At 56.5% G+C, this 23193-nt stretch carries 24 protein-coding genes; 12 read left to right on the top strand and 12 right to left on the bottom strand.

The genetic code is table 11. The features are described from left to right. Positions 1–7: 7 nt before the first annotated feature. From Q9245_RS08205 to pilG, 4 genes are all read right to left on the bottom strand, one after another. On the bottom strand, positions 8–2080 hold the full coding sequence (locus tag Q9245_RS08205) for a methyl-accepting chemotaxis protein (protein WP_305896671.1): 2073 nt from the start codon (positions 2078–2080) through the stop codon (positions 8–10). Positions 2081–2172: 92 nt separating this feature from the next. Further along, positions 2173–2718, bottom strand: a complete 546-nt coding sequence (locus Q9245_RS08200; RefSeq protein WP_114335247.1) for a chemotaxis protein CheW — start codon at positions 2716–2718, stop codon at positions 2173–2175. A gap of 21 nt (positions 2719–2739) precedes the next feature. Continuing rightward, on the bottom strand, positions 2740–3102 hold the full coding sequence (gene pilH / locus Q9245_RS08195) for a twitching motility response regulator PilH (protein WP_114335248.1): 363 nt from the start codon (positions 3100–3102) through the stop codon (positions 2740–2742). A gap of 32 nt (positions 3103–3134) precedes the next feature. Further along, positions 3135–3527, bottom strand: a complete 393-nt coding sequence (gene pilG, locus Q9245_RS08190; protein WP_114335249.1) for a twitching motility response regulator PilG — start codon at positions 3525–3527, stop codon at positions 3135–3137. A 310-nt stretch (positions 3528–3837) separates the two neighbouring features. On the opposite strand from pilG, the gene gshB reads away from it, so the two are divergent. The 8 genes from gshB (at position 3838) to Q9245_RS08150 (ending at position 10776) form a co-directional block, all read left to right on the top strand. Continuing rightward, positions 3838–4788: a glutathione synthase gene (gene gshB / locus Q9245_RS08185; protein WP_305896670.1), complete on the top strand. Its 951-nt coding sequence runs from the start codon at positions 3838–3840 to the stop codon at positions 4786–4788. Positions 4789–4835: 47 nt separating this feature from the next. Further along, positions 4836–5693 carry an energy transducer TonB gene (locus tag Q9245_RS08180; protein ID WP_305896669.1) on the top strand — a complete coding sequence of 286 codons (858 nt, stop codon included), beginning with the start codon at positions 4836–4838 and terminating at the stop codon, positions 5691–5693. Then, positions 5690–6256, top strand: a complete 567-nt coding sequence (locus Q9245_RS08175) for a YqgE/AlgH family protein (protein WP_305896668.1) — start codon at positions 5690–5692, stop codon at positions 6254–6256. Before Q9245_RS08180 ends, Q9245_RS08175 begins: the two co-directional genes overlap by 4 nt. Next, positions 6249–6689, top strand: coding sequence for a Holliday junction resolvase RuvX (gene ruvX / locus Q9245_RS08170; protein WP_305896667.1), 441 nt, complete (start codon positions 6249–6251; stop codon positions 6687–6689). The genes Q9245_RS08175 and ruvX overlap by 8 nt, the downstream gene beginning before the upstream one ends. 10 nt (positions 6690–6699) lie before the next feature. Beyond that, entirely contained in the window at positions 6700–7209 is a 510-nt protein-coding gene (pyrR, locus tag Q9245_RS08165; protein WP_305896666.1) for a bifunctional pyr operon transcriptional regulator/uracil phosphoribosyltransferase PyrR, read from the top strand. Between the two features lie 27 nt (positions 7210–7236). Next, positions 7237–8256 (top strand): aspartate carbamoyltransferase catalytic subunit, encoded by a 1020-nt coding sequence (locus Q9245_RS08160; RefSeq protein WP_305896665.1) that lies wholly within the window; start codon positions 7237–7239, stop codon positions 8254–8256. Next, entirely contained in the window at positions 8253–9551 is a 1299-nt protein-coding gene (locus Q9245_RS08155; RefSeq protein ID WP_305896664.1) for a dihydroorotase family protein, read from the top strand. Before Q9245_RS08160 ends, Q9245_RS08155 begins: the two co-directional genes overlap by 4 nt. Before the next feature lie 205 nt (positions 9552–9756). Further along, the gene (locus Q9245_RS08150) at positions 9757–10776 is read left to right on the top strand and encodes a putative solute-binding protein (protein WP_305896663.1); all 1020 of its coding nucleotides are present in this window, start codon (positions 9757–9759) and stop codon (positions 10774–10776) included. A 44-nt stretch (positions 10777–10820) separates the two neighbouring features. Here the strand turns inward: Q9245_RS08150 and Q9245_RS08145 are convergent, their stop codons facing one another. Further along, positions 10821–11093 (bottom strand): HU family DNA-binding protein, encoded by a 273-nt coding sequence (locus tag Q9245_RS08145; protein ID WP_305896662.1) that lies wholly within the window; start codon positions 11091–11093, stop codon positions 10821–10823. Between the two features lie 156 nt (positions 11094–11249). Here Q9245_RS08145 and Q9245_RS08140 point away from each other — a divergent pair, with 156 nt between their 5' ends. Further along, positions 11250–12302: a hypothetical protein gene (locus tag Q9245_RS08140; RefSeq protein ID WP_305896661.1), complete on the top strand. Its 1053-nt coding sequence runs from the start codon at positions 11250–11252 to the stop codon at positions 12300–12302. A 26-nt stretch (positions 12303–12328) separates the two neighbouring features. Next, positions 12329–14395: a TRAP transporter large permease subunit gene (locus Q9245_RS08135; RefSeq protein ID WP_305896660.1), complete on the top strand. Its 2067-nt coding sequence runs from the start codon at positions 12329–12331 to the stop codon at positions 14393–14395. Between the two features lie 65 nt (positions 14396–14460). Here Q9245_RS08135 and Q9245_RS08130 read toward each other — a convergent pair whose 3' ends face one another. From Q9245_RS08130 to mutM, 6 genes are all read right to left on the bottom strand, one after another. After that, a complete protein-coding gene (locus tag Q9245_RS08130; RefSeq protein ID WP_305896659.1) occupies positions 14461–15996 on the bottom strand; it encodes a phosphoenolpyruvate carboxykinase in 1536 nt (511 codons plus the stop codon). A gap of 172 nt (positions 15997–16168) precedes the next feature. Next, a complete protein-coding gene (gene hslO, locus Q9245_RS08125; RefSeq protein ID WP_305896658.1) occupies positions 16169–17023 on the bottom strand; it encodes an Hsp33 family molecular chaperone HslO in 855 nt (284 codons plus the stop codon). A gap of 99 nt (positions 17024–17122) precedes the next feature. Further along, complete coding sequence (gene hslR, locus Q9245_RS08120) at positions 17123–17530, bottom strand: ribosome-associated heat shock protein Hsp15 (protein ID WP_305896657.1); 408 nt, start codon at positions 17528–17530, stop codon at positions 17123–17125. Between the two features lie 56 nt (positions 17531–17586). After that, positions 17587–18273: a GMP/IMP nucleotidase gene (yrfG, locus tag Q9245_RS08115; protein WP_305896656.1), complete on the bottom strand. Its 687-nt coding sequence runs from the start codon at positions 18271–18273 to the stop codon at positions 17587–17589. An 87-nt stretch (positions 18274–18360) separates the two neighbouring features. Then, positions 18361–18693 (bottom strand): hypothetical protein, encoded by a 333-nt coding sequence (locus tag Q9245_RS08110; protein WP_305896655.1) that lies wholly within the window; start codon positions 18691–18693, stop codon positions 18361–18363. 192 nt (positions 18694–18885) lie between these two features. Continuing rightward, the gene (gene mutM, locus Q9245_RS08105) at positions 18886–19698 is read right to left on the bottom strand and encodes a bifunctional DNA-formamidopyrimidine glycosylase/DNA-(apurinic or apyrimidinic site) lyase (RefSeq protein ID WP_305896654.1); all 813 of its coding nucleotides are present in this window, start codon (positions 19696–19698) and stop codon (positions 18886–18888) included. Between the two features lie 183 nt (positions 19699–19881). Here mutM and Q9245_RS08100 point away from each other — a divergent pair, with 183 nt between their 5' ends. Continuing rightward, a complete protein-coding gene (locus tag Q9245_RS08100) occupies positions 19882–21060 on the top strand; it encodes a fatty acid desaturase (RefSeq protein ID WP_305896653.1) in 1179 nt (392 codons plus the stop codon). 82 nt (positions 21061–21142) lie between these two features. Here the strand turns inward: Q9245_RS08100 and rsmD are convergent, their stop codons facing one another. Then, positions 21143–21781 (bottom strand): 16S rRNA (guanine(966)-N(2))-methyltransferase RsmD, encoded by a 639-nt coding sequence (gene rsmD / locus Q9245_RS08095; protein ID WP_305896652.1) that lies wholly within the window; start codon positions 21779–21781, stop codon positions 21143–21145. A gap of 158 nt (positions 21782–21939) precedes the next feature. Here rsmD and ftsY point away from each other — a divergent pair, with 158 nt between their 5' ends. Then, complete coding sequence (gene ftsY / locus Q9245_RS08090) at positions 21940–23193, top strand: signal recognition particle-docking protein FtsY (protein WP_305896651.1); 1254 nt, start codon at positions 21940–21942, stop codon at positions 23191–23193.

Genomic DNA, 23193 nt, shown 5'->3' with positions numbered 1-23193 from the left:
CCGGTGATCAGCTGACCACCGATTCGTCGTAACTTTCGTTTTCTTCGCTGAGTGCATCTTCATCCGGCAACGTAAAGCCGGCAACAGAAGAACGAAGCTCGGAGGCCATTTCCGCCAGATTTCCGATCGACTTCGCGGTTGCGTTGGTACCGGAAGACGTCTGCGAGGTGATTTCCTGGATGACGTTCATCGTGTTGGAAATGTGCGACGCAGAAGAAGACTGCTGGCGTGCCGCGTTGGAGATGTTCTGGATCAGTTCCGCAAGGCTCATGGATACGTTCTCGATTTCCTCGAGTGCGATACCCGCGTCTTGAGCCAGACGCGCACCACGTACTACCTCGGCCGTGGTGTGCTCCATGGAAATAACGGCTTCGTTGGTGTCAGACTGGATCGTCTTAACCAGTGCTTCAATCTGTTTGGTTGCGGCAGAGGAACGTTCCGCAAGGCGCTGAACTTCGTCCGCAACAACCGCAAAGCCTCGACCCGCGTCACCGGCCATAGAGGCCTGAATCGCAGCGTTCAGAGACAGGATGTTGGTTTGGTCGGCGATGTCGTTGATCAGAGATACAATGTCGCCGATTTCCTGGGACGATTCACCCAGTCGTTTGATCCGCTTGGAGGTTTCCTGGATCTGCTCGCGGATGTTGTCCATGCCGCGAATGGTGTTCTGTACCACTTCCGCGCCTTTCTTGGCGATGGCAACCGAGCGCTCCGCAACCGCAGAAGATTCCGCCGCGTTGGAGGATACCTGGTCGATGGACACGGCCATTTCGTTCACCGCCGCCGAGGCGCCGGCAATTTCCTGGGCCTGATGCTCGGAAGCGTCGGCCAGATGCATGGCCGTTGCCTGAGATTCCTGGGCTGCGGATGCCACTCGGACTGCGGTGCCTCGAATGGACTGTACCAAGCCGCGCATCTGGTCGATCGCGAAGTTGATGGAGTCGGCGATGGCACCGGTGAAGTCTTCGGTTACGGTCGCCTCGGTGGTCAGGTCACCATCGGCTAGATCAGCCAGTTCGTCCAGCAGCCGCAGGATCGCGTTCTGGTTCTGCTCGTTCTGTTCCTGAGTGGTGGTCAGACGGGACTGAGTTTCACGGTAGAGGGCAAAGCCGATGAAGACCACGATGGCAACCATGGCCGCCAGGATGAAGAACGCCAGGGTTGCGTTAACCAGACGTGATTCCGCTTGGGAGCTGAAGTCATTCGCCAAGGAGGAAAGTTCGGTCAGCAGCACTTCCGAGTTTTGGAAGATGTCGCTGGCCGCCAGACGTACCTTGAACAGGTCGGGAGAAGCCTCAAGGATGGCGTCAACGTTCTGGGAAACGAATTCAAACAGCTCATCAACCGCTTCAAGGCCGTAGATGGCGTCTTCGTCTGCGACTTGTGAGATGCCCATGCCGGGGTTGCCGTTCAGCTGTCCGTCGAGTACCCGCCCGAACAAGCTGGCGTCACGACCGAAGCGGTCGGCGGCGATAACGGCATCTTCGTCACCGGAAAGAACGTTGTTGACCGAGCGGACGATCCGTTCTGCCAGCAGGGACTGGCGCTGGGCAAGGGCGATCTGCTCAGCCGGTGCTTCGTTTTCCAGCAGGATCTGTACGATGTCGTCGTACTCAACCTGCAGTTGCGGAATGGTTTCGTTCAGGGTGCGGGCCACTTCGTGCAGGCCAAGTACCGCTTCCTGGGTGGACAGGATGCTGTCCGCGTTTTCGCGCACCCGGTTCCACAGTTTCTGCGTGTTACTTTGTTGTGCCAGTTCGCTGGGCGGAAGGCCGGTTTCCGGATTACCTTTGGTAACGCTGGTCCAGAGCAGCTGGAATTCATCGCGGGAGCGTCGTAACTGGTCGAACGCTTCGGCAGTACCGCCGGCCGCTTCGGTCGCGTTTTTCGCAATCTCCTGGGATAGCACGCGCATCTCTGCGGTATTGGCGATGTACTCCTGATCGTTCTGGCTGTCCTTGTTGATGATGAACAGCACCACAACGAGCAGGATAGTGAGTGCAATCAGTGCGGCGATCAGACCGGCAATCAGCTTGTTGCCTCCCTGTCCCATACTGAGTTTTCCGGCTCTGTTTTTCATCTTCTGGCTCCCGGCCTTTTTCTTCTGGAAATGGCAAGTTGTTGTATCGGCTTGCAGACGGTCAGGGTGACGTTCCTGCCAGTACCATCACGCTACCACTGTGCGACATCAAGAAAGCGCTCGTCGTCCACCAGGTCGGCGGCGGAGAACACGTTCCAGATCTCTTCGTTACGCTCGTAACCGCCATCTACAAACGGCCGAACGTTGTCGGGCACCCCTTTCGGGCTGGCCCGGAAACTGTCTTTCGCGAAATATTGCATGCCCAAAACGCTGTCGACGACCAGTCCACTGAAGATATCGCCTTGCTCGATCACCAATACCCGGCGTTCACGCGGGCTGCGTGAGGAGCGGGGAATATCGAAGAAGCTGGCGAGGTCGATCAGGGGAAGAAGTCGGCCACGAACGTTGGCCGCACCCATCATGAACGGGCGTACCCCGGGAATGTGAGTAAACCGGGGAACATGCAGGATTTCGGTGACGTCGCCCATCGGAGCAACATAGCGTTGGCCGGAAAGAATGAACCCGATGCCATTCCACAGCTCAACAGCTTGTTCCTGCTCTGGAAGGCCCGAGGCCATTGCCCGGCTGCGCTGGGCGATATCCGTCAGAACGGCGAAAGGGGCGGCCTCGGCGGACATGCTTAACTCCACGGCGAAGGATCAGGCAATCAGATTGTTGATTGTTTTGATCAGGTCGTCTTCGTTAACTGGTTTGACCAGGTAACCCTTGGCACCCTGGCGGGTTCCCCACACGCGATCCGTTTCCTGATCTTTGGTGGTGACGATCACAACCGGAATGGATGCGGTTTCCGGTGCCCGGGTCAACTGACGGGTTGCTTGAAAGCCGTTCAGGCCCGGCATAACGACGTCCATGAGTACCAGGTCTGGCGTTTCTGCGCGGGCCTTGGCAACGCCGTCAGCACCGTTGTCTGCAGTCAGCACTTCGTGTTGGTGCTTTTCCAGAATGGTGGATATCTTTTTAACTTCTGTTGGCGAATCGTCAACAATCAAAATGCGAGCCATGGTTTCCTCGATGGTTCTGGGTGGCAGCAGGATTACTGTTCCGCCTGAGGCGTGTACTGGCGGATGGTGTTGAGCAGTTCATCCTTGCTGAACGGTTTGGTCAGATATTGATCCGAGCCAACGATGCGCCCTTTTGCTTTATCAAACAGGCCATCCTTGCTCGAAAGCATCACGACCGGCGTGTTCTTGAAAGTGGAGTTATTCTTGATCAAGGCGCAGGTCTGATAGCCGTCCAAGCGAGGCATCATAATGTCTACGAAGATGATGTCTGGTTGGGAATCAGCGATTTTGGCCAGAGCGTCAAAGCCGTCAGTGGCGGTGATGACTTCACAGCCAACCTTTTTCAGGAGGGTTTCCGCGGTGCGACGAATGGTCTTGCTATCGTCGATCACCATGATCTTCAAGTTCTCGAAGTTGTCATCCATTGTCCGACTGCCTTGCGCTCGAGCGGGTGTCATTATTTTAGAGAAGGTTTTAGCACAAACCTTAAGGTTGTTCTATAAACCCCTCTCATTTATAGAGTATCCATGGCTGGATAAAAAGTATTTGTTTGTGACCAAATGTACTTCTGCCTCCCTTGTCACGTATTTGCCACAGGATTTCTGCGGATGCATTTGTGACTGGGGTACAATACCATCAACAGCATAGCACTTTATCAGCGATGCACTCTGCTGCCTGGTTCGTGTTTTCAGTGGTTTATTTGCAGATTTCCAACTTGATATTCCAGGAGACTCTATGGCAATTCGGCTCGGGATCGTGATGGATCCGATCGAGGACATCCAGTTCAAGAAAGACAGCTCGCTGGCCATGTTGCTTGCGGCGCAGAATCGTGGTTGGGAACTCGAGTACATGGAACTCCAGGATATGTATCTGGCCGGAGGTCAGGCACGGGCCCATACCCGCAGCCTGACGGTGCGCAACGACCCGTCCGACTGGTTCAGTTATGGTGACAGTCAGGATCGGGCCTTGGGTGATCTGGATGTCATCCTGATGCGCAAGGATCCTCCGGTTGATCGCGAGTTCTTGATGGCGACCTACATCCTTGATGCTGCCGAGCAACAAGGTGCGCTGGTGGTCAACCCGGCGTCAACGCTGCGGGATTGCAACGAGAAATTGTTTGCTGCCCAGTTTGAGGATTTGACGCCCCCGCTGATTGTGACCCGCAGCTCCCAGCGGTTCCGGGAGTTTTACGCCGAGCACGGCGACATCATTATGAAGCCGGTTGACGGCATGGGTGGCCGGTCGATTTTCCGGGTTAAGGAAAACGACGCCAACCTCGGCGTGATTATTGAAACGCTGACCAATTACGGTGAGCATCAGGCGATGGCTCAAAAGTTCATTCCCGAGATCTCGGACGGTGACAAGCGCATTTTGTTGATTGATGGTGAGCCGGTCCCTTATGCGCTGGCCCGAATTCCTTCGCAGGGTGAGAATCGCGGAAATCTGGCCGCCGGAGGCCGCGGAGAAGGGCGCGAGCTAACTGACCGCGACCGTGAAATCTGTGCCCGGGTGGCGCCGGTGATCAAGCAGAAAGGGCTGATGTTTGTGGGGCTGGATGTTATTGGCGACTACCTCACTGAAATCAACGTGACCAGCCCAACCTGCATTCGTGAGCTGGATGCGCAGTATGGAATCGATATTTCAGCGTTGTTGATGGATGCCGTCGAACGGCGCCTGAAGCGGTAAGCTGACGTAATCCCGGTGGGCTCCGAGATGCAGAATCAGGACACGTGATGGCAGTTCAGGTAAGTGATTTCGATCGACTTTCATTCACCCTTTTCATGGCGGTGGCGCTGCACGCCATCATAGTCTTGGGTATTACGTTTGCGCCGGAGCTGCCCAGTTCGGTGGCGCAAACGATGGAGATCACGCTGTCGCAATTTGATGACGAGCAGGCCCCGGAGCAAGCCGATTTTCTGGCTCAGACCAATCAGCAAGGCAGTGGCACGGAAGCCGAGCCTCTGGAAATGACCTCGCCGCAACCGGCCGATGTCCCTCAGCCAGAGGTGGCTGAAGTACAGCCGGAGCCGAAATCCACGATCGAGCCGCAGCCCAGTCAAAGCCGGGCCGTGGTCGAGACGGATAGCGCCCGCCGGCAGGTGTCGCCGCAGAATGATCAGATCGCGCCGGAGCCTTTGCCTCGCGCCAAACGCAAAAGCCTGATGGAGCGGAGTCTGGAGATCGCCAGTCTGGAAGCCCGGCTCGATGCCCAGCAGCAAGCCTATGCCCGTAAGCCGCGGGTGATGCGCGTGACGGCGGCTTCCACGCTGAAGTCCAGTAACGCGTGGTATGTGCAGGACTGGGTTGGCAAAGTGACTCGGGTAGGGAACATCAATTACCCGACGGAGGCGCGAAGGGCCGGCATTTATGGCGATCTCAGAATGCTGGTTTCTATTCGTAAAGATGGCACCATAAAGGAAGTGGCCATTTTGCAGTCGTCGGGCAGTTCGGTGCTGGACGATGCGGCGATTCGTATTGTCAGGATGGCCGCGCCTTTTGCACCCTTCCCGGAAAGTATGCGTGAGAAGGCGGATGAATTGGAAATTATACGAACCTGGTCGTTCCAGAAGCGGGGGCTCAGTTCAGGATGATTGAAAATACCAGTGCTGCAGGTAGCTTGAAGCACCATTTTCTGGTGGCCTCACCGTGGTTATCCGACCCCCGGTTTCACGGAGGCGTGATTTACATCTGTGAACATTCTGAAGACGGCGCACTGGGCTTGATGATCAACCAGCCCTTGGGTATCCATCTGGGCGAAATACTGGAACAACTGGATATGCAGGGCGGCGAACTGGACATACCGGTATACACCGGCGGCCCGGTGCAGCCGGAACGCGGGTTCGTGCTGCACTCACCGGGGCGGGAGTGGCAACACACCGCGCGGGTGACTGACGAGGTGTCATTGACCACCTCCCGTGATGTTCTGGAAAGCATCGGCCAGGATGATGGCCCTCAAGAATTTTTGGTGGCGCTTGGTTATTCGGGCTGGGGTGAGGGGCAGTTGGAGGAAGAGCTGGGTAGCAACTCCTGGTTAACCTGCCCGGCTACTGATGATGTGTTATTTCGCACCCCGATTGAGCGCCGGTATGAAGCCGTGCTTGAGTTGATCGGCGTGGATTTGAGCCAGCTTAGCGATTCGGTGGGTCATGCCTGAGATTGGTAATAGACGTGTATTGGCGTTCGATTTTGGCACCCGGCGCATTGGTGTTGCGAGCGGTCAGGAGATGCTGGGTACCGGCCAGCCGCTGGCCATGATTCCGGCTAGAGACGGTGTTCCCGACTGGGCTCAGATCGAAGCATTGTTGGCGGAATGGCAGCCGAACCTGGTGTTGGTAGGGTTGCCACTGAACATGGACGATACCGAAAACGACATGTGTGCCAGAGCGCGGAAGTTCGGCAAGCGCATTCATGGTCGCTTCCATGTGCCGGTAGAAATGGTCGATGAGCGATTGACCAGTTTTGAAGCCAAGGGTCAGGTGATGGCCGAAGGTGGTAGTCGGGATTTTGGCCGTCACGGTGTTGATGATCTGGCGGCGGTGTTGATTTTGGAAACCTGGTGCCGGGAACAGACCGGCCGAGTGGATTAACGAGGCTTTAATGACCGCATTGCTTGATATCAACCAGTTGCTTGATGAGCTGGAAACGGGGTTGCGTGAGGTTCTGGAGCGCCGGGGCATCGAGAATCCGGCGCTGATTGGTATTCGTACCGGCGGCGTGTGGATTGCCGACGTGCTGAACAAACGCCTGGGCCTGAAGCAGGATTTTGGTGAGCTGGATATTTCGTTCTATCGTGACGATTTCAGCCGTATTGGCCTGAACCCGACGGTGACGCCTTCCAGTCTTGCGTTTGATACCGAAGGCCGGGACATCATTCTGGTGGACGATGTCATCATGAGTGGTCGCACCATCCGGGCTGCCATGAACGAGATCTTCGATTATGGTCGTCCTGCCAGTATCATACTGGCCACATTGATCGATCTGGGTGCCAGAGAGTTGCCGATCCAGCCGGACGTGGTTGGTAAAGTTCTTGAACTGGAAACCTATCAAAGAGTTAAACTACGCGGCCCCGAGCCGTTGCACATTGAATTTCAGGAAACCGGGCAGTAAAACCTTCCCATTGATAACAGGCGAGCCATGACCGCGATTGACCCTTCCCCGAATCATTTGCAGCTGACCCGGGGTGGTCAGTTGCGACATTTTCTTACCCTTGATGGCTTGAACCGGGAACTGCTCACCGACATTCTCGATACGGCCGATTCGTTCATCGAGGTGGGTGAGCGCAGTATTAAGAAAGTGCCCTTGCTGCGCGGGCGAACCGTCGTAAATCTGTTCTTTGAATCCAGTACCCGCACCCGAAGCACCTTTGAATTGGCGGCCAAGCGGCTGTCGGCAGACGTGCTTAATCTCGATATCTCCACCTCGGCCACTTCCAAAGGCGAATCGCTTTCCGACACTTTGTTAAACCTGGAGGCGATGGCCAGCGACATGTTCGTGGTCCGGCACTCTCAGAGTGGTGCCCCTCATTTCATCGCGGATAACGTGACACCCGGGGTGGCGATCATCAACGCTGGCGATGGCCGCCATGCACACCCGACCCAAGCCATGTTGGATATGTTGACCATTCGCCAGCATAAGGGCTCGTTTGCAGGTTTGAAGGTGGCCATTGTTGGCGACATTCTGCATTCACGGGTTGCCCGCTCCCAGATTCGGGCGCTGAACGAACTGGGTGCGGAAGAAGTGCGTGTGATTGCACCCGGAACCTTGCTGCCGAGGGATGTGGAAGATTTAGGGTGCACGGTGGAATACGACATGGCGCGTGGCATGAGAGACCTCGACGTGGTGATCATGTTGCGACTGCAAAAAGAGCGTATGGAAGGTGCCTTGTTGCCGAGTGAACGGGAGTTCTACCGCTTGTACGGGCTGAATCAGGATAAGTTGGCATTGGCTAAACCCGATTGCATCGTGATGCATCCGGGCCCCATTAACCGCGGTGTCGAGATCGAGTCCGCGGTAGCGGACGGTCCTCAATCGGTGATTCTGAATCAGGTCACCAACGGCATCGCCATTCGTATGGCGGTGATGTCCATGGCGATGGGTGGTCAGATGGCGGAACGGCAGCAAAAACAGATGGAACGAGAGGGGGGCCGGGCATGAAGGCGGGTTCACAAGATAAAAGCCTTAAAATCACCGGCGGTACCCTGTTTGATGGCACAGGCACCGAGAGCGACAACCCGGGCCTGTTAATAAAAGAAGGCAAGATTGTGGCCATCGGCGCTGAGGCTATCAGTGCCGATGCCGACCAGAATGTCGATGCCAGTGGCTGTGTGATTGCGCCGGGGTTCATCGACCTATGCTGCAACCTACGCGAGCCGGGTAACGGCCAGAAGGGCAACATTGCATCCGAAACCTTGGCGGCCGCTCACGGGGGCTTTACAACGGTGTGTGCCTCTCCGGAGACGTCGCCGGTCAACGACTCCAGTGCGGTGACTCATTTGATTCGTGACGGCGCCTCGTCCCGGGGATCGGTTCGTGTCTTGCCCGTAGGGGCAATTACCCGTGGCCTGGACGGCGAGCTGCTCAGCGATCTGGCCGGGCTGAAAAACGCTGGTTGTGTGGCGGTGAGCAATGGCTCTCGCGGTATTAAAAATGCCCGGATTCTGCGTCGGTGTATGGCCTACGCTCAAACTTTCGGTTTGACCGTGATGTTCAGCCCGGAAAATCAGGCTCTGGCAGCCGATGGCTACGCACACGACGGTCAGGTAACGACCCGTCTCGGTTTGCTCGGGATACCGGAGGTGGCGGAAACCGCAGCGGTGATGGAAATGCTGTTGTTGGCGGAAGAAACCGGTGTGAAGTTACACCTTAGTCAGCTTTCCAGTGGCCGCAGCGTTGAAATGGTGGCGGATGCCCGAAAGCGAGGCGTGCAGGTGACGGCGGATGTGGCCATGCACCAGTTGTGTTTCACCGAAGAGGCGCTGGCGGGTTTTGATAGCCGATTCCACGTTCGGCCTCCGCTTCGTTCTGAAGCTGACCGGCAAGCTTTGGTGGCGGGGGTTGAGGCTGGCGTGATTGATGCTATCGTCAGTCAACACCAACCTCATGATACTGCGGCCAAGCAAGCGCCATTGCCCGCTACCGAGCCGGGGTTGTCCAGCATCGAGAGCGTGCTTTCACTCGGTTTGGAGTTGGTCCAAAGTGGTGAGCTGAGTCGAGAGCGCCTGCTCGCGGCGCTGACTCTTGGCCCGGGGCGCATTGTGGGGTTGTCGCCAGAACTGGCACCGGGTGCCAGCGCGGATCTGTGCATTTTTCACCCAACTGCGAGCTGGCAGCCTTGCGAGCAGAGCCTGGTGTCCACAGGCAAACATGCCCCCCTTCTCGGTCGCCCATTGCAAGGAAAGGTCGAGCTGACATTGGTGGCTGGCCGCCCGGTTTGGGTGGCTAACGCCTAGCGCACACGACAGGATTCGACGGAGGCAGCATTCCCTCTGTCGAATCCATCACAAATTGTAGCCAATATTCCTAAAAGGCCTTGCGGCCAGTCACCTCAGCCAACGTATCCTAGACCCCCTCGAACTACCATAATCCGTTAAAGCGAATGAGTGGTTGGCGCCAAGCCAGTTCATGCTTTAGACAATAATAATCAGGAGTTATCCCGTGAAACCCATTCGATTCACTCGCCGTGTTGCTGCGGCGACCGCACTCTGCGCCAGTTTCATTGCACCAATGTCTGCGCAAGCTCAGACGGACATCATCGAACGCTCTTTCTGTGTATTTGATCCGGTCGGTGCAAATGGTCCGCTCTTTTCGATCACCAAAGAATTTCAGCCGGTCGCCCTTCAGCGCGGAATCAAGCTTGATCTGCGCGCATACACCGATGAAAAAGTGGCGGCCGAAGACTTCAAGGCCGGCCAGTGTGACGCGGTCCTGCTAACCGGCACCCGTGCCCGGGAATTCAACAAGTTTACCGGGACTCTGGAAGCCATGGGGGCGATTCCGGGTGAGCAGGAAATGCGTTTGCTGTTCAACACTCTAAGCCAGCCCAAGGCGCGCCCGTTCCTGGTTGAAGGCCCCTATGAGGTCGCCGGAGTGTTCCCCGGTGGTGCCGTGTACCTGCATGCCCGGGACCGGACACTGGATACGGTCGAAAAACTGCAGGGTAAGCGGGTAGCCACCCTGGATTACGATAAGGCTTCGGTGCGAATGGTTCGTCACGTCGGTGCATCGGTTGTGGGTTCTAACTCGGCCAATTTTGCCGGCAAGTTCAATAACGGCAGTGTCGATTTTGCTTATGCACCGGCGGTTGCCTACCAGCCACTCGAACTCTACAAAGGCATCGGCGATCAGGGCGGGGTGTTCAAGTACGCGCTGGGATACATGAACTTTCAGGTGATTATCAACACCGAGCGCTTTCCGGAAGATGCCGGCCAGATGGTGCGTGACGAGTCCATCAAGCGTATCGACGAGGCCTACCAAATTATCGCCGAGGCGGAAGCCAGCATTCCCGATAACGTTTGGGTGAATCTGCCCCGCAAAGACACGGCCGAATACGACAAAATGCTGCGTCAGGTGCGGATGTCGCTGCTTGAAGATGGCGTGTACGACGAGCGCGCGATCAAATTGATGAAGGCGATTCGCTGTCGGGTTGATGGCGCCAGGTCGGAGTGTGCATCCTGAGGTAGATCGGGAGAGATAGCCCGCCCAGGCGGGCTATCGCCGAATCAATTGACGGCGTCTTTCAGGGCTTTGCCGGGTTTGAAACCGACGGTCTTGCTGGCGGCAATCTGGATGGTTGCACCGGTTTGCGGGTTTCTGCCATTACGAGCTTCCCGTTTACGAACCGAAAAGGTTCCGAAGCCGATGAGACTGATGTCGTCGCCCCGGGCGGCTGCCGCAGTAATCTGATCGGTCACCGCGTTGATTACCTCGCTGGCTTTTTCCCGGGTTAGCCCGGTTTGATCGGCGATCGCGGCGGAGAGTTCAGGTTTGCGCATTAGGTACTCCTGTCTTTTGTTTTGGTTTTTGTCTTTGTTTGAGCTGCCAAGCGCAGGCGGGCAGCGTATGCAATCTATAGTGGGTTTGGCACAAATGTGCAAACCCGAGCGTCAGTGGTCTGCGAATACGCATAAGAATAAAAGGATGTAGTTGATATGACAGTTTTCCGGAAAAAGATGGCTGCAGGTGCACGGCTGCGCGGTTTCGTGGCGGCGGTTGCAGCCAGTGTCGCGTTAAGCGGCTGTGGGGTGGTCAACCACATGGTTTATAAAACCACGGGTGATGTGATGCAAGGGTTTTCCCGTAATCACACCGTGCCTTACCTGATGCAATCAGACGACCTTGCGATGGGTTGTGCCATGAGTGAAGCCACCGCACCGTTGTTGATGTCGTTTGGCCGCGTAACCAGCGAACCGGATCAAATCGCCGTGATGCTGTACCTATCCGCCGGTGGCTGCGCCGAAGAAAGGGCCACTGGCCACGAGCTGGACGGTATGGCCAAGCTGTATGCCAATGACGGCATCGGGGCTGAAGATGCGTTTATTCAGAAAAAACGCGCTTACTCGGTAGCGGCCAAGCGGTATTTCAAAGGTTGGCAGCATCACAACGCTCATTACGGCAATCCGGATGGCGGTGAATGCCCGAGCTTTGACGACGAGGCCGACGAGTTCATCTATATGGCTGGATTGTTGTCGGGTATGCAGGCGCTGAGCGCGCAGATTCAGGCGGCATCATCCATTGGCGTGCCGTTCAACACCGGTTCGGTTGTAGGTCGTGCCAGTCAGTGTCTGGATAACAATCAATGGTGGGGCGCGCCTATGGGCCTGCGAGCCACCGTTTGGGCGATGATCCCGGGCACTCAGCCGCAGGGTGAAGATGCCTTTGAGCGTTTGGCTGCAGCGCAGGAACAAGGCAAGGAAGCCGGAGTGCGCCTTGGACATGTGTTTCACGCCATTGCCGCCACCAACAAGAACGACATCGGGCTCGTGAAGGACATCATTCGTGATTTCGCCGAGTCAGAAAAAACGGTTGAGGTCAGCGAAGACTGGCGCTTCATTGATGCCATGGCAAGAAACATGCTGGTGACCATTTCCGACAAGCTGTGGATGGAAAACACCGGACATCGGACGCCAACCGGGCGCTTCGGCTCGTTCTGGGACGATCAGCGCGCACCGGTTGAAACCATGGATCTCGACGATCTTCTGTAAAACCGTCCTTTCCAGAGTAGGTTGTCATGATTCAGGGTCGAATGAGGCGTAGCGGGCTGGAGTGGTTTTCGTCGCTGCCAGCCTGTCTGCTTTTGCTTGCTGTTGTTCTTTTCTCTACCAGCAGTGATATCCACAACCAGATGCTCCGCGGTGGGGAGCAGCTCTGGAGTGGCTATTACAAGCTGCGGATGGATCCGGTAAAACCGCAATGTGAGGTGGTTCAGGATGTGGATGCGGCGGTGGCCAAGGAGATGGCCGAAGCGCCGCCGGCTGACGACCCGATGGCTGCGTTACTGGGGGATTTTGAGAAAGACCCCGCCGAAGTCCGGCTGGCGATAGAGCGTTCGGCCGCGGATTGCCAGGCGGCCCACACCGGTTATGCTGAGTTGCAAGATAAGCTCACACCGGGTGTGAAGGCCTATCGGACCGTTGAGCTGTTCGTGGCGGACCTGATTGCGTTCGGGCTGGCAGCACAGCGCTATATTCTGGTGGTTCTGGTGATGTTGTGCGCAGTCACTGCCACGTTGACCCGCCACCACATTGCCATGCGCGCGATGGAAACGCGGCTGGATTATACGGTGTCCATGACCCTGCAAACCATTGCCAACGCAATGCTGCTAGGGTCCAGCGTGATTTTTCGACAGTCTACGCTTGCCAGCAGTACCGCCCTGTCCAGTGAAGAGATGCTCCTGCATAATTTCTGGATTACCGGTTTTGCCTGCCTGACCTTGGCCAGTTTGTACCGTCTTGTTCGTGTACCCGATGATCTCCAGCCTGGCGGAAATCCGAGCAAAGCCTTCATGGCAGTGCCTTTGTATACCGTGATGTGCCTGATTTCCGGTACCTACTTTGCGCTGATTGGTCACTCGTCCGGCATCGGTATCTATCTGGGCAAGATGGTCGAGTTGGCGGATATGTTCCTGAATGTCGGTCTGTACGTTTGGGTGGGCATGATGCTCAAGCAGACCAGGCTGGCTACACTGGTGTTTGATGTCTTTCGGCCATGGCGTATGCCGCCGGAGATGCTGGCGGTAGTTGCGGTGCTGGTTGCCGCCATCCCCACAGCTTACACCGGTGCCTCCGGTATTTTCGTGATCGCGGCCGGTGCCGTAATTTACAGCGAATTGCGTGCGGCGGGAGCGCGGCGACATCTGGCGCTGGCCGCCACCGCTATGTCGGGTTCGTTGGGGGTCGTGTTGCGGCCCTGTTTGTTGGTGGTTGTCATTGCCTATCTGAACCGCGAGGTCACCACCGATGAGCTGTTCGGTTGGGGCATTTGGGTGTTCGTGCTGACCGCCACACTGTTCGGCATTGTCGCGACCACCGTTAACCGCCAAAGCCAGTTTAACCTTGCTCCCAGCGCAGAAGCGGTCCCCGCGAGCATCCGGGCCCTCCGGCCTTTGCTTCCTTATGCACTGGTGATTGTGTCGGTGATCCTGCTGTACCGCTTTGCGCTTGATGTGAAAATGGATGAATTTTCCGCGCCGCGCCTGTTGCCGGTGATCATGCTGTCGATTTTGTTGTACGAGCACGTGAGCCGTAAGCGGGAGCGAGCTGTGTCGTCGGGCGAAAACGCCCATCAGGGGCTGGAGCGAAGCGTTCGCAATGCCACCAATGACACCACGGCGGAGATCGGCGCTTTGCTGTTGTTGCTGGGGTTGTCGGTGAGTATCGGTGGCGTCATCGAACGTTCCCACATTATGGAAGCCTTCCCTCAGGCCTTTGACAGTGCCTGGTCGGCGATGCTGCTGATGGTGGTCATCCTGGTTATTCTGGGAATGATCATGGATGCTTTTGGTGCGGTGATTCTGGTCACAGCAACGGTTGCAACCATCGCCTACTCCAGCGGCATTCACCCGGTTCATTTCTGGATGGTGACCTTGGTCGCTTTTGAGTTGGGCTACCTGAGCCCGCCGGTTGCCCTGAACCACTTGCTGACCCGGCAAGTGGTCGGCGAAGCCGAGGTGCTGGCGGCTCAAGCGGAAGAGGGCACCTTCTATCAGCGGCACGAGCGCATCATTATGCCGTTGATTGCGATGGGCATTTCTCTGGTGCTGGTGGCGTTCGTACCGTTGCTGTTCTACGCCAGTTAAGTGTTAACAGAGCACGAAAAAAGCGCCGTGCTTTCGCAGGGCGCTTTTTTTTAGCTGGCTGAAACTCAGTTGAGTTTCGGGCCCGCCTCAACAATGGCATCCGCCACATCGAACTTCTTGAAGTTCTCAACAAACTGACCGATCAGCTCCTGAGCCTTGCCGTCGTAGTATTCCGGGCTGGTCCAGGTGTTGCGTGGGTTCAGCAGCTCGCTGTCTACGCCCGGGATGTGTTTGGGCACGTCCAGGTTCAGTGCGTCCAGATGCTCGGTTTCCACGTCGTCCAGATCGCCGTTCTGAATCGCAGCAATGATTGCGCGAGTCGTCGGGATGCTGAAGCGCTTACCTTCGCCGAAGGGGCCGCCGGTCCAGCCGGTGTTAACCAGGAATACCTTGCTGCCGAACTCGTCGATGCGCTTCATCAGCAGTTCAGCATAAACGCCCGCTGGACGCGGGAAGAACGGTGCGCCGAAGCAGGTCGAGAAGGTGGACTTCAGCTTGGACGAAGAACCCATCTCGGTGGAGCCTACCAGTGCGGTGTAGCCGCTCAGGAAGTGGTACGCAGCAGCCTCGCGGGTCAGGATGGAAACTGGAGGCAGAACGCCGGTCATATCGCAGGTCAGGAAGATGATATGCGACGGCTCACCGGCGCGGTTTTCCAGAACGCGCTTCTCAACGTGCTCAAGCGGGTAAGCACAACGAGAGTTTTCGGTCAGGGATACGTCGGTGTAATCCGGCTCGCGAGTATCCTGGTCGATCATCACGTTCTCGACGATCGCGCCAAAGCGGATGGCGTCCCAGATGATCGGCTCGTTCTTCTGGCTCAGATCGATACACTTGGCGTAGCAGCCGCCTTCAATGTTGAACACAGTGCCCGGGCCCCAGCCGTGCTCGTCGTCACCGATCAGGAAGCGATGCGGGTCTGCAGACAGGGTGGTTTTGCCGGTGCCAGACAAGCCGAAGAACAGACAGGTATCGCCGTTTTCGCTGACGTTGGCCGAGCAGTGCATGGGCAAAACGTCTTTTTCTGGCAGCAGGAAGTTCTGCACAGAGAACATGGCTTTTTTCATCTCGCCGGCGTAGCGCATGCCAGCCAGCAGAACCTTGCGCTTGGCAAAGTTGATGATCACGCAGCCATCGGAGTTCGTGCCGTCCCGCTCGGGAACGCACTGGAAGTTAGCCGCGTTGAGGATTTGCCATTCTTGCTTGTCGGCCGGATTGTAAGACTCCGGGCGGATGAACAGGTTGCGGCCAAACAGGTTCTGCCAAGCCGTTTCGGTGGTCATTTTCACGGCCAGGTAGTGCTCAGGGTCTGAGCCTACGTGAACGTTTGAAACGAACTGGTCTTTCTCGGCAATGTAGGCTTCAACGCGATCCCAGAGGGCGTCGAACTTATCGGCATCAAAGGGGCGGTTGATCGGGCCCCAATGAATATCGTCAGCCGTGCTGGGCTCCTGAACAATAAAACGGTCCATGGGAGACCGGCCGGTGCGTTCACCGGTAGTGACCACTAGAGAACCGTTCGCTGCCAGTTGGCCTTCGTTCCTTGCCAGTGCTAGCTCGACCAGCTGTGCTGTATTCAGATCAGTATAAGTGTTGCTCACTTCGACCTCGCCCTCGGGATGTCTTAGTGACTGCTCAGTCCGCACTCAGAAAATTGACGGAATTCTGAACAATCGGGTCAATTCAGGCGCGCTATTATGCCAGAGACGCCGGTAAAAAACGACTGCTCCGAAAGCCGCTTCTGGCGCGGCTTTCGGATAATCTATTCGGGTGTCAGTGTAACGTATGACCGGTGAAAAGGTGGTCAATATCGTTTCTATCGAAGCGATAGTTAGCATGGCAGAACTGGCAGTCCATCTCGATGCTGCCTTGCTCTTCCAGAATGCTGTAACACTCCTCTTTGCCAATCGATTCCAGGGCGCCGAGGGTGCGTTCCCGGGAACAGTTGCAGCGAAACGCCACCGGTTCGGCATCGAACAAACGCACGGTTTCTTCGTTGAACAGGCGATGGAGCAGGGTTTCGCTGTCGAGCTCGAGCAGCTCTTCCGCTTTCACGGTGCTGGCCAGATGATTCACCCGGCTCCACAGTTCGTCGTCTTCTTCGGTGTGCCCTGGCAGCCGCTGTAGCAGAAGGCCTGCAGCCGAGCCTTCGTTGGCAAACAGGAACAGGCTGGTTGCGAGCTGCTCGGAGCGCTCGAAGTATTCTTCCAGGCAGCCGGAAAGTGTTTCGGCTTCTCGCGGAACAACGCCTTGGTAACGCTGGCCTTTGTCTGGCGTGATGGTGATCGCCATGCGCCCGTCGCCCAGCATTTCATTCAGGGTGCCACCGCTCATGGCCTGATCGTCGAAGCGGGCCAGACCGCGGATGTTGCGGTCGTGGCTGCATTCCGCCATCAGTGTGCGCAGAGCGCCTTCACCAGCAGCTTGCAGGGCCACGGTGCCTTCGAATTTGAGCGTGCTGCTCAACAAAACGCTGGCCACCAGTGTTTCGCCGAGTAAATCGCGGATGGTATCGGGGTAGGGTGCTTGCCGGGTGATTTCGTTGTAGCTGTCGCCCAGCTGCACCCAGGCACCCCGAACCTGGCTGTGCTCAAAGATAAAACGCTGGAACTGGTCTCGGGATGCCATGGTGTCTCCTGAAAATATTGGTCAATTGGTTGTCATTGCCCGCATAGGGCAGAGCATTCTCTATGCTGATATCGGAGCGCTCGAGTCTGCAGTGGTGGATTACAGATCGTTCTCTTCCCGAAATCGTTGAATTTTTCGGCGATCTTTTTTGCTGGGCCGGCGCGCGGGTGGCAATTGCGCTGCTTGCATGGTTTTACGTTGCCAGGCCAGTTCTTCCCGTTTTTTGGCGCTGTCTTCGGTCTCGTGGTACAGCTTTTGAGCTTCCGGTGCTCCGCGGCGGCGGTCGCTGATGTCGTCAATGACGACGATTTTTTCCTGCCAGCCCTGACGAAGTGTGACCTTGGCGCCAGACTCGACGATTTTGCCCGGTTTGGTTCGCTGGCTGTTGTAATGAACTTTGCCGCCTTCTATAGCCTCTTTTGCCAGAGAACGGGTTTTATAAAATCGGGCGGCCCACAACCATTTGTCGAGTCGCACTTTTTGATCTTCAGTGTTTGTCGCCTTCATATCTCTTTACCTGATGAGCGCTCCGGGCAATCATCTTTCGAATTATAACGGCCTCGTCAGGCCGATGGCAGTGTCCCGCGAGCCTGCAGGGATGGCAAAATTTCATCGAAATGACAAATGCCCGGAATATCAGGGTGATGAGGGCTTGCGGCCTGCGTACTGTCGGGTGACAGAATGGCCAGACACTGGCCTATACCGGCTTCGTGCGCACTCTCCAGCACAGGAAAGCTGTCATCGACCATCAATGTGCGTTCGCGTCGATAGCTCACTCGCTGAGACAGGTCGTGCCAGAAATCACGGTCCTCTTTGGGTTTGCCCAGTTCGTGGCTGGAGATGATCATATCGACGTGTCGGTCCAGGCCGGTTCGCTGCAGTTTCAGAGCCAGAGGATCGGGGTGGCAGTTAGTGACGATCACCGAGTGAAGACCGGCTTGGCGCAAGCTGCTGAGAAAGTCGCGAACGTGCGGACGGTAGCCGATCCGGTCACCGACTTCCGCTTTCAGCTGAGTGATGTCCACCGAGAGCCGCTCGCTCCAGTAGTCGGTGCAGTACCAGTTCAGTGTGCCGCGTTCGGCCATGATCATGCTGATCAGCTGGTCTTTGGTTTCCTGCGGATTTAGATCGAACTGTTCGGCATAGCGTTTGGGCAAGTGTTCCAGCCAAAAATGGGCGTCGAAATGCAGATCCAGCAGCGTTCCGTCCATGTCCAGAAACACCGTGTCGAGCGATGACCAGTCAACCATAAAAAAACAGCCTGAAGAATTTTGCTTCAGGCTGCCTTAGATTCCGGCCTCTGGCAAGCCGGAATTATACGGAGGAGTGCGGGGTGTTCAGTCGTCAGATTGCGACACCGCCTCTTGTTTGCGGCCGCTGCGCGTGCAGCCCAGGCAGCGCACAAACGTTGCCTTGGCTGGCCCGACCACCAGGACTTCGCCGGCTTCACCGGCGTTGCCGCCCAAAGCCGAAAACGGCAGCGACACCAAATAAACAGCGGTGCCGACAATGGTGGTGGCCAGCAGAGCTGGGCGCAACAGTACGGCGTCGGTTGTCATGGCCAGGGCTGAAGGGCTTTCATCGATAGCACGGGCGTGGCCCACGGATGAAAACGCGAGAAGGCAGGCGGCGACAGTGGCTACCAGTGTGCGGGAAAACTTGCGAATCATGGGTAATCTCTCCTGAACGAATCGCCCGGCATAACCGGAGCTTCTAGCCCGAAATCTTTGTGCGCATTTCAGAGGTGTAAGGAATAAGTATAGCGCACGGTCATGAATTCTCTGTTAACTATGAATCATATTGCCGCAATTTCAAACGCTTTCCGGTTAAAAAGAGGGCTGACTCACGAATAACGTGCAAGGCTAGCGCTGACATCGGGGGCAGTAGACGGTTGACCGGTTGTTCATGCGAATTTCTTTTAAAGAAGCTTGGCATTCCGGGCAGGCTTCCCCCGCACGGCCGTACACCAGCAGAGATTGGGCAAAATATCCCGGTTTGCCGTCGCTGTTGACGAAATCCCGAAGCGTGGTGCCGCCCATCAGGATGGCTGCACTCAAAGTTTCTTTTATGGCTTCCACCAGCTTGTGGTAGCGGTCGAGGCTGATGCGCCCGGCTTTGCGCTTAGGGTGAATGCCCGCTTTATAGAGGGCTTCGTTTGCGTAGATGTTGCCCACGCCGACCACAACATGGTTGTCCATGATAAAAGACTTTATCGGCGTTTGTTTCCCGCGGGATAACCTGAACAGCGCAGTTCCGTTAAAGTCCTCGGACAAGGGTTCCGGGCCAAGATCCCGGATCAGGGGGTGGCTTCGGTAATCTTCGCTCCAGAGCCAGCAGCCAAATCGACGGGGGTCGTTGAAGCGCAGGGTTCGGCCGTTGCCGAGAAGCAGCTCGACGTGGTCGTGTTTCATCGCCGGGCTGCTGTCTGTGATAACCCGTAAGCTTCCCGACATGCCCAGATGAACGATGACCGAGCCTGCATCAAGGTGCAGAAACAGGTATTTGGCGCGTCGATCGACAGCTCGAATGGTTTGGTGCTGCAGCAAAGCGGGCAGGTTGTCCGGAACCGGCCAGCGGAGTTTTCCGTTGTGTACATGGACCTGGGTTATGGTTTGGCCTTCGCAGTGGGGCGCAATGCCTTGTCGTGTGGTTTCTACTTCAGGTAATTCGGGCACTGAACCTCCGCCGTTTGCCGCTTGCGAAACGAATAAGTGTAAACGGTAACAAAAAGTCCACCAAATACGGTTGTTCTGGCGTACAGCTGTACGCTAAAGTGTGGGTCGAATAATTCCCTTCGAATGCCCGCAGTAGTGTTCTCGTGCCGTATGTCGAAGTAGATTGATTTTTGAGGAAATTTTATGTGGTTTAATGGTCTTTTAGACCTTTCTGTCTGGCAGTTGATTGCAGCTGCCTTGGTGATGACTCACATCACGATCGTCAGTGTTACGCTGTACCTGCATCGACATTCGGCTCATAACGCTCTGGATTTGCATCCGGTTCTGAAACACTTTTTCCGTTTCTGGCTGTGGTTAACCACAGCCCAGAACACCAAAGAATGGACCGCCATTCACCGCAAACACCACGCCAAGTGTGAAACCGAAGAAGACCCCCATAGCCCGGTCGTTCTTGGTGTGCGTAAGGTGCTGTTTGAAGGTGCAGAGTTGTACGCCGCCTCCGCAACGCCCGAGATTCTCCAGCGTTATGGCCAGCGCACTCCGGAAGACTGGATTGAACGCAAGGTGTATACCCCGCACAAGTTTATGGGCATCACGCTGATGGCGGTGATCAATCTGGCGCTGTTTGGTGTCAACGGTATCTGGATTTGGGCGCTGCAGATGATGTGGATCCCGATTTGGGCCGCTGGTGTGGTGAACGGGCTGGGTCACTACCTGGGGTACCGGAACTACGAGTGTGCCGATAATGCCCACAATATTTCACCGCTCGGTATTTTGATCGGCGGTGAAGAGCTGCACAACAACCACCACACCTACCCGAACTCGGCAAAACTGTCGCGCCGCTGGTTCGAAGTGGATATTGGCTGGGGTTATATTCGCCTGTTCCAGTTGTTTGGTCTGGCCAAGCCGAAAGGCTACCGCCCGATTGCACACCACGTTCCCGGCAAACTGGACGTGGATGTAGAAACGGTGCAGGCCATTGCCAACAACCGGTTTGACATCATGCGCCAGTATCGTAAGCGGGTCATGAAGCCGGTCTTGCGTCAGCAGCGGTCGTTGATGGATGAGGAAATTCGCCCGATGTACCGCAAGCTGAAGCGTTTGCTGCACCGGGAAGAAGCGCTCATCAAGCCGCGTGAAAAGGCGCATCTGGAGACGGTTCTGGAACGCAATGAGATTCTGCGTCAGATCTATGAAAAGCATCAGGAGCTGCAACTGCTGTGGCGCCAGCGTGGCCTGAAGCCTCAGGAAAAACTGCAGGCCTTGATGGAGTGGTGCAAGGATGCCGAAGCCAGTGGCATACGGTACCTGGAAGAGTTTTCAGCGCACTTGCGAGCCTATTCGCTGCGCCCGGTGAGCTGATTAGCCGCCGCACTGAAGAAAGCCCGAGTGACCTGGTCATTCGGGCTTTTTTCGTTTAAAGCCGATGGGATGTTGGCCGGTTTTATTCCGGAGCCGTTTCGATGGTCACGCGGTACAGGCTGTAGGTGACCTGTCCCGCAGTTTTCTGGCGGTGCAGTTCCCAGCTTTTCGGGGTTGGCGGAGTGCGCAGCTCACTTTCATGCTCCACGTACACCCAGCCTCCGGGTTTTAGCCATTGTTCCGAATCCAGCAGCGGGAACAGTTTGTCCAGCCAGCCCTGGCGAAACGGTGGGTCCATAAACACGATGTCGAATGGGGGTTGTTGACGGTGGCTCAGGAAGCGTTCAACGTCCTGGCAGATCACCGCGCCCTTGTCTGACTTCAGCAGCCTCAGGTTGTCCCGCAGTGCTTTCGCCAGTGCGGGGGTGTGGTCCACCAGCGTGGCTTGTTCGGCGCCGCGAGACAGGGCTTCGAGGCCCAGCGCACCCGAACCGGCAAACAGGTCCAGACAGTCGCTCCCGGCCACTTGGTAATTCAGCCAATTGAACAGGGTTTCACGAATACGGGCCGGGCTCGGGCGCACGCCGCCCACATCCGGGAAACGCAGTTTTCGGCTGCGCCAGTCACCGCCGATGATCCGCAGCTCTCCGTTGCCGCCTTGGCCAGCGTTTTGTGGTGCGCCGGACCCCGGTTTTCTGGGGGCAGATTTACGTTTCGCCATGGTTCGCTCCGCGGTACTGGATGTGGGGTGAATTTGAGGGCCATAGTACCGGAAAGCCTGAAGTGAGCGATAATCGAGCGCCCCATCACTTAGCGCCGGCAGTCTGCTAGAATGTGCGCTTTCTTTCGCGCGCCCATTTTCAGACAGATGGTAAGACTATGACGGCAGAGTGGATTTCAATTGGCCTGTTGGCCCTTCTTGTTCTTTTCTTCGTGCTGGATGTTGCCGGCAATCGTAAGCGGATTCCGCGCCCGAAGCCGGTCCCACAGCGCAAGCCGGACATCGCCAAAGGCCCGGCACCGATACCCGAAGCCGAGAAAAAAGCCGATGAACCGGCCGCAGATGTTGCGCCGGAAGTACCGGCTGAAGAGCCTGCGGTTGTGGAACCAGACGTTGCCCCGGCACCGGAAGTAAAATCTCAGCCAGAGCCAGAGCCAGAGCCAGAGCCAGAGCCAGAGCCAGAGCCAGAGCCAGAGCCAGAGCCAGAGCCAGAGGTCAGCGTCTTTGAGCGTATCAAGAAAGGTCTGGGTAAAACACGCGCCAGCCTGACCGGTGGCCTTGCGGATCTGTTCTCTGTCGGTAAGAAAATCGACGAAGACCTGCTGGAAGAAATCGAAACGTCCTTGTTGATGGCGGATGTCGGCGTAACAGCCACGTCGGAAATCATCGATTCACTGACTGACAAGCTGGAGCGCAATCAGCTGAAAGACGGAGAGGCCCTGCGTAAGGCGCTGCGGGAAGAACTGCACGGACTGTTGAAAGATGTCACCAAACCCCTGGAAATCAATTCCGGAAAAGCACCCTATGTGATTCTGGTGGTTGGCGTTAACGGTGTGGGCAAAACCACCACCATTGGCAAGCTGACCCGCAAGTTCCAGAGCGAAGGCAAGTCTGTCATGTTGGCTGCTGGTGATACCTTCAGGGCGGCTGCGGTGGAGCAGCTTCAGGTATGGGGTGAGCGCAACGACGTGCCGGTGATAGCCCAGCATACCGGAGCAGACAGCGCATCGGTGATCTTCGATGCCATTGAATCGGCGAAAGCCCGCGGTACCGACATTCTGATAGCCGATACCGCCGGGCGTTTGCAGAACAAGGACAACCTGATGAACGAGCTGAGCAAAGTCGTTCGGGTGATGAAAAAGCTGGATGATTCTGCGCCTCACGAAGTCATGTTGGTGCTGGATGCCGGTACTGGACAGAATGCCCTGAGCCAGGCGCAGGTGTTCCAGCAGGCAGTGGGTGTTTCCGGCATTACATTGACGAAACTGGACGGCACGGCGAAAGGCGGTATCGTATTTGCCATCGCACGTCAGCTGCAGCTGCCCATTCGTTACATCGGTGTGGGTGAGCAGGCCGAAGATTTGCGCACGTTCGACGCAGAAACCTTCGTCAGTGCACTGTTTGACGACTGA

This window comes from Marinobacter sp. MDS2 (assembly GCF_030718085.1).
Taxonomy (GTDB): Bacteria; Pseudomonadota; Gammaproteobacteria; order Pseudomonadales; family Oleiphilaceae; genus Marinobacter.
This window is presented reverse-complemented; position numbering and strand designations above follow the sequence as displayed.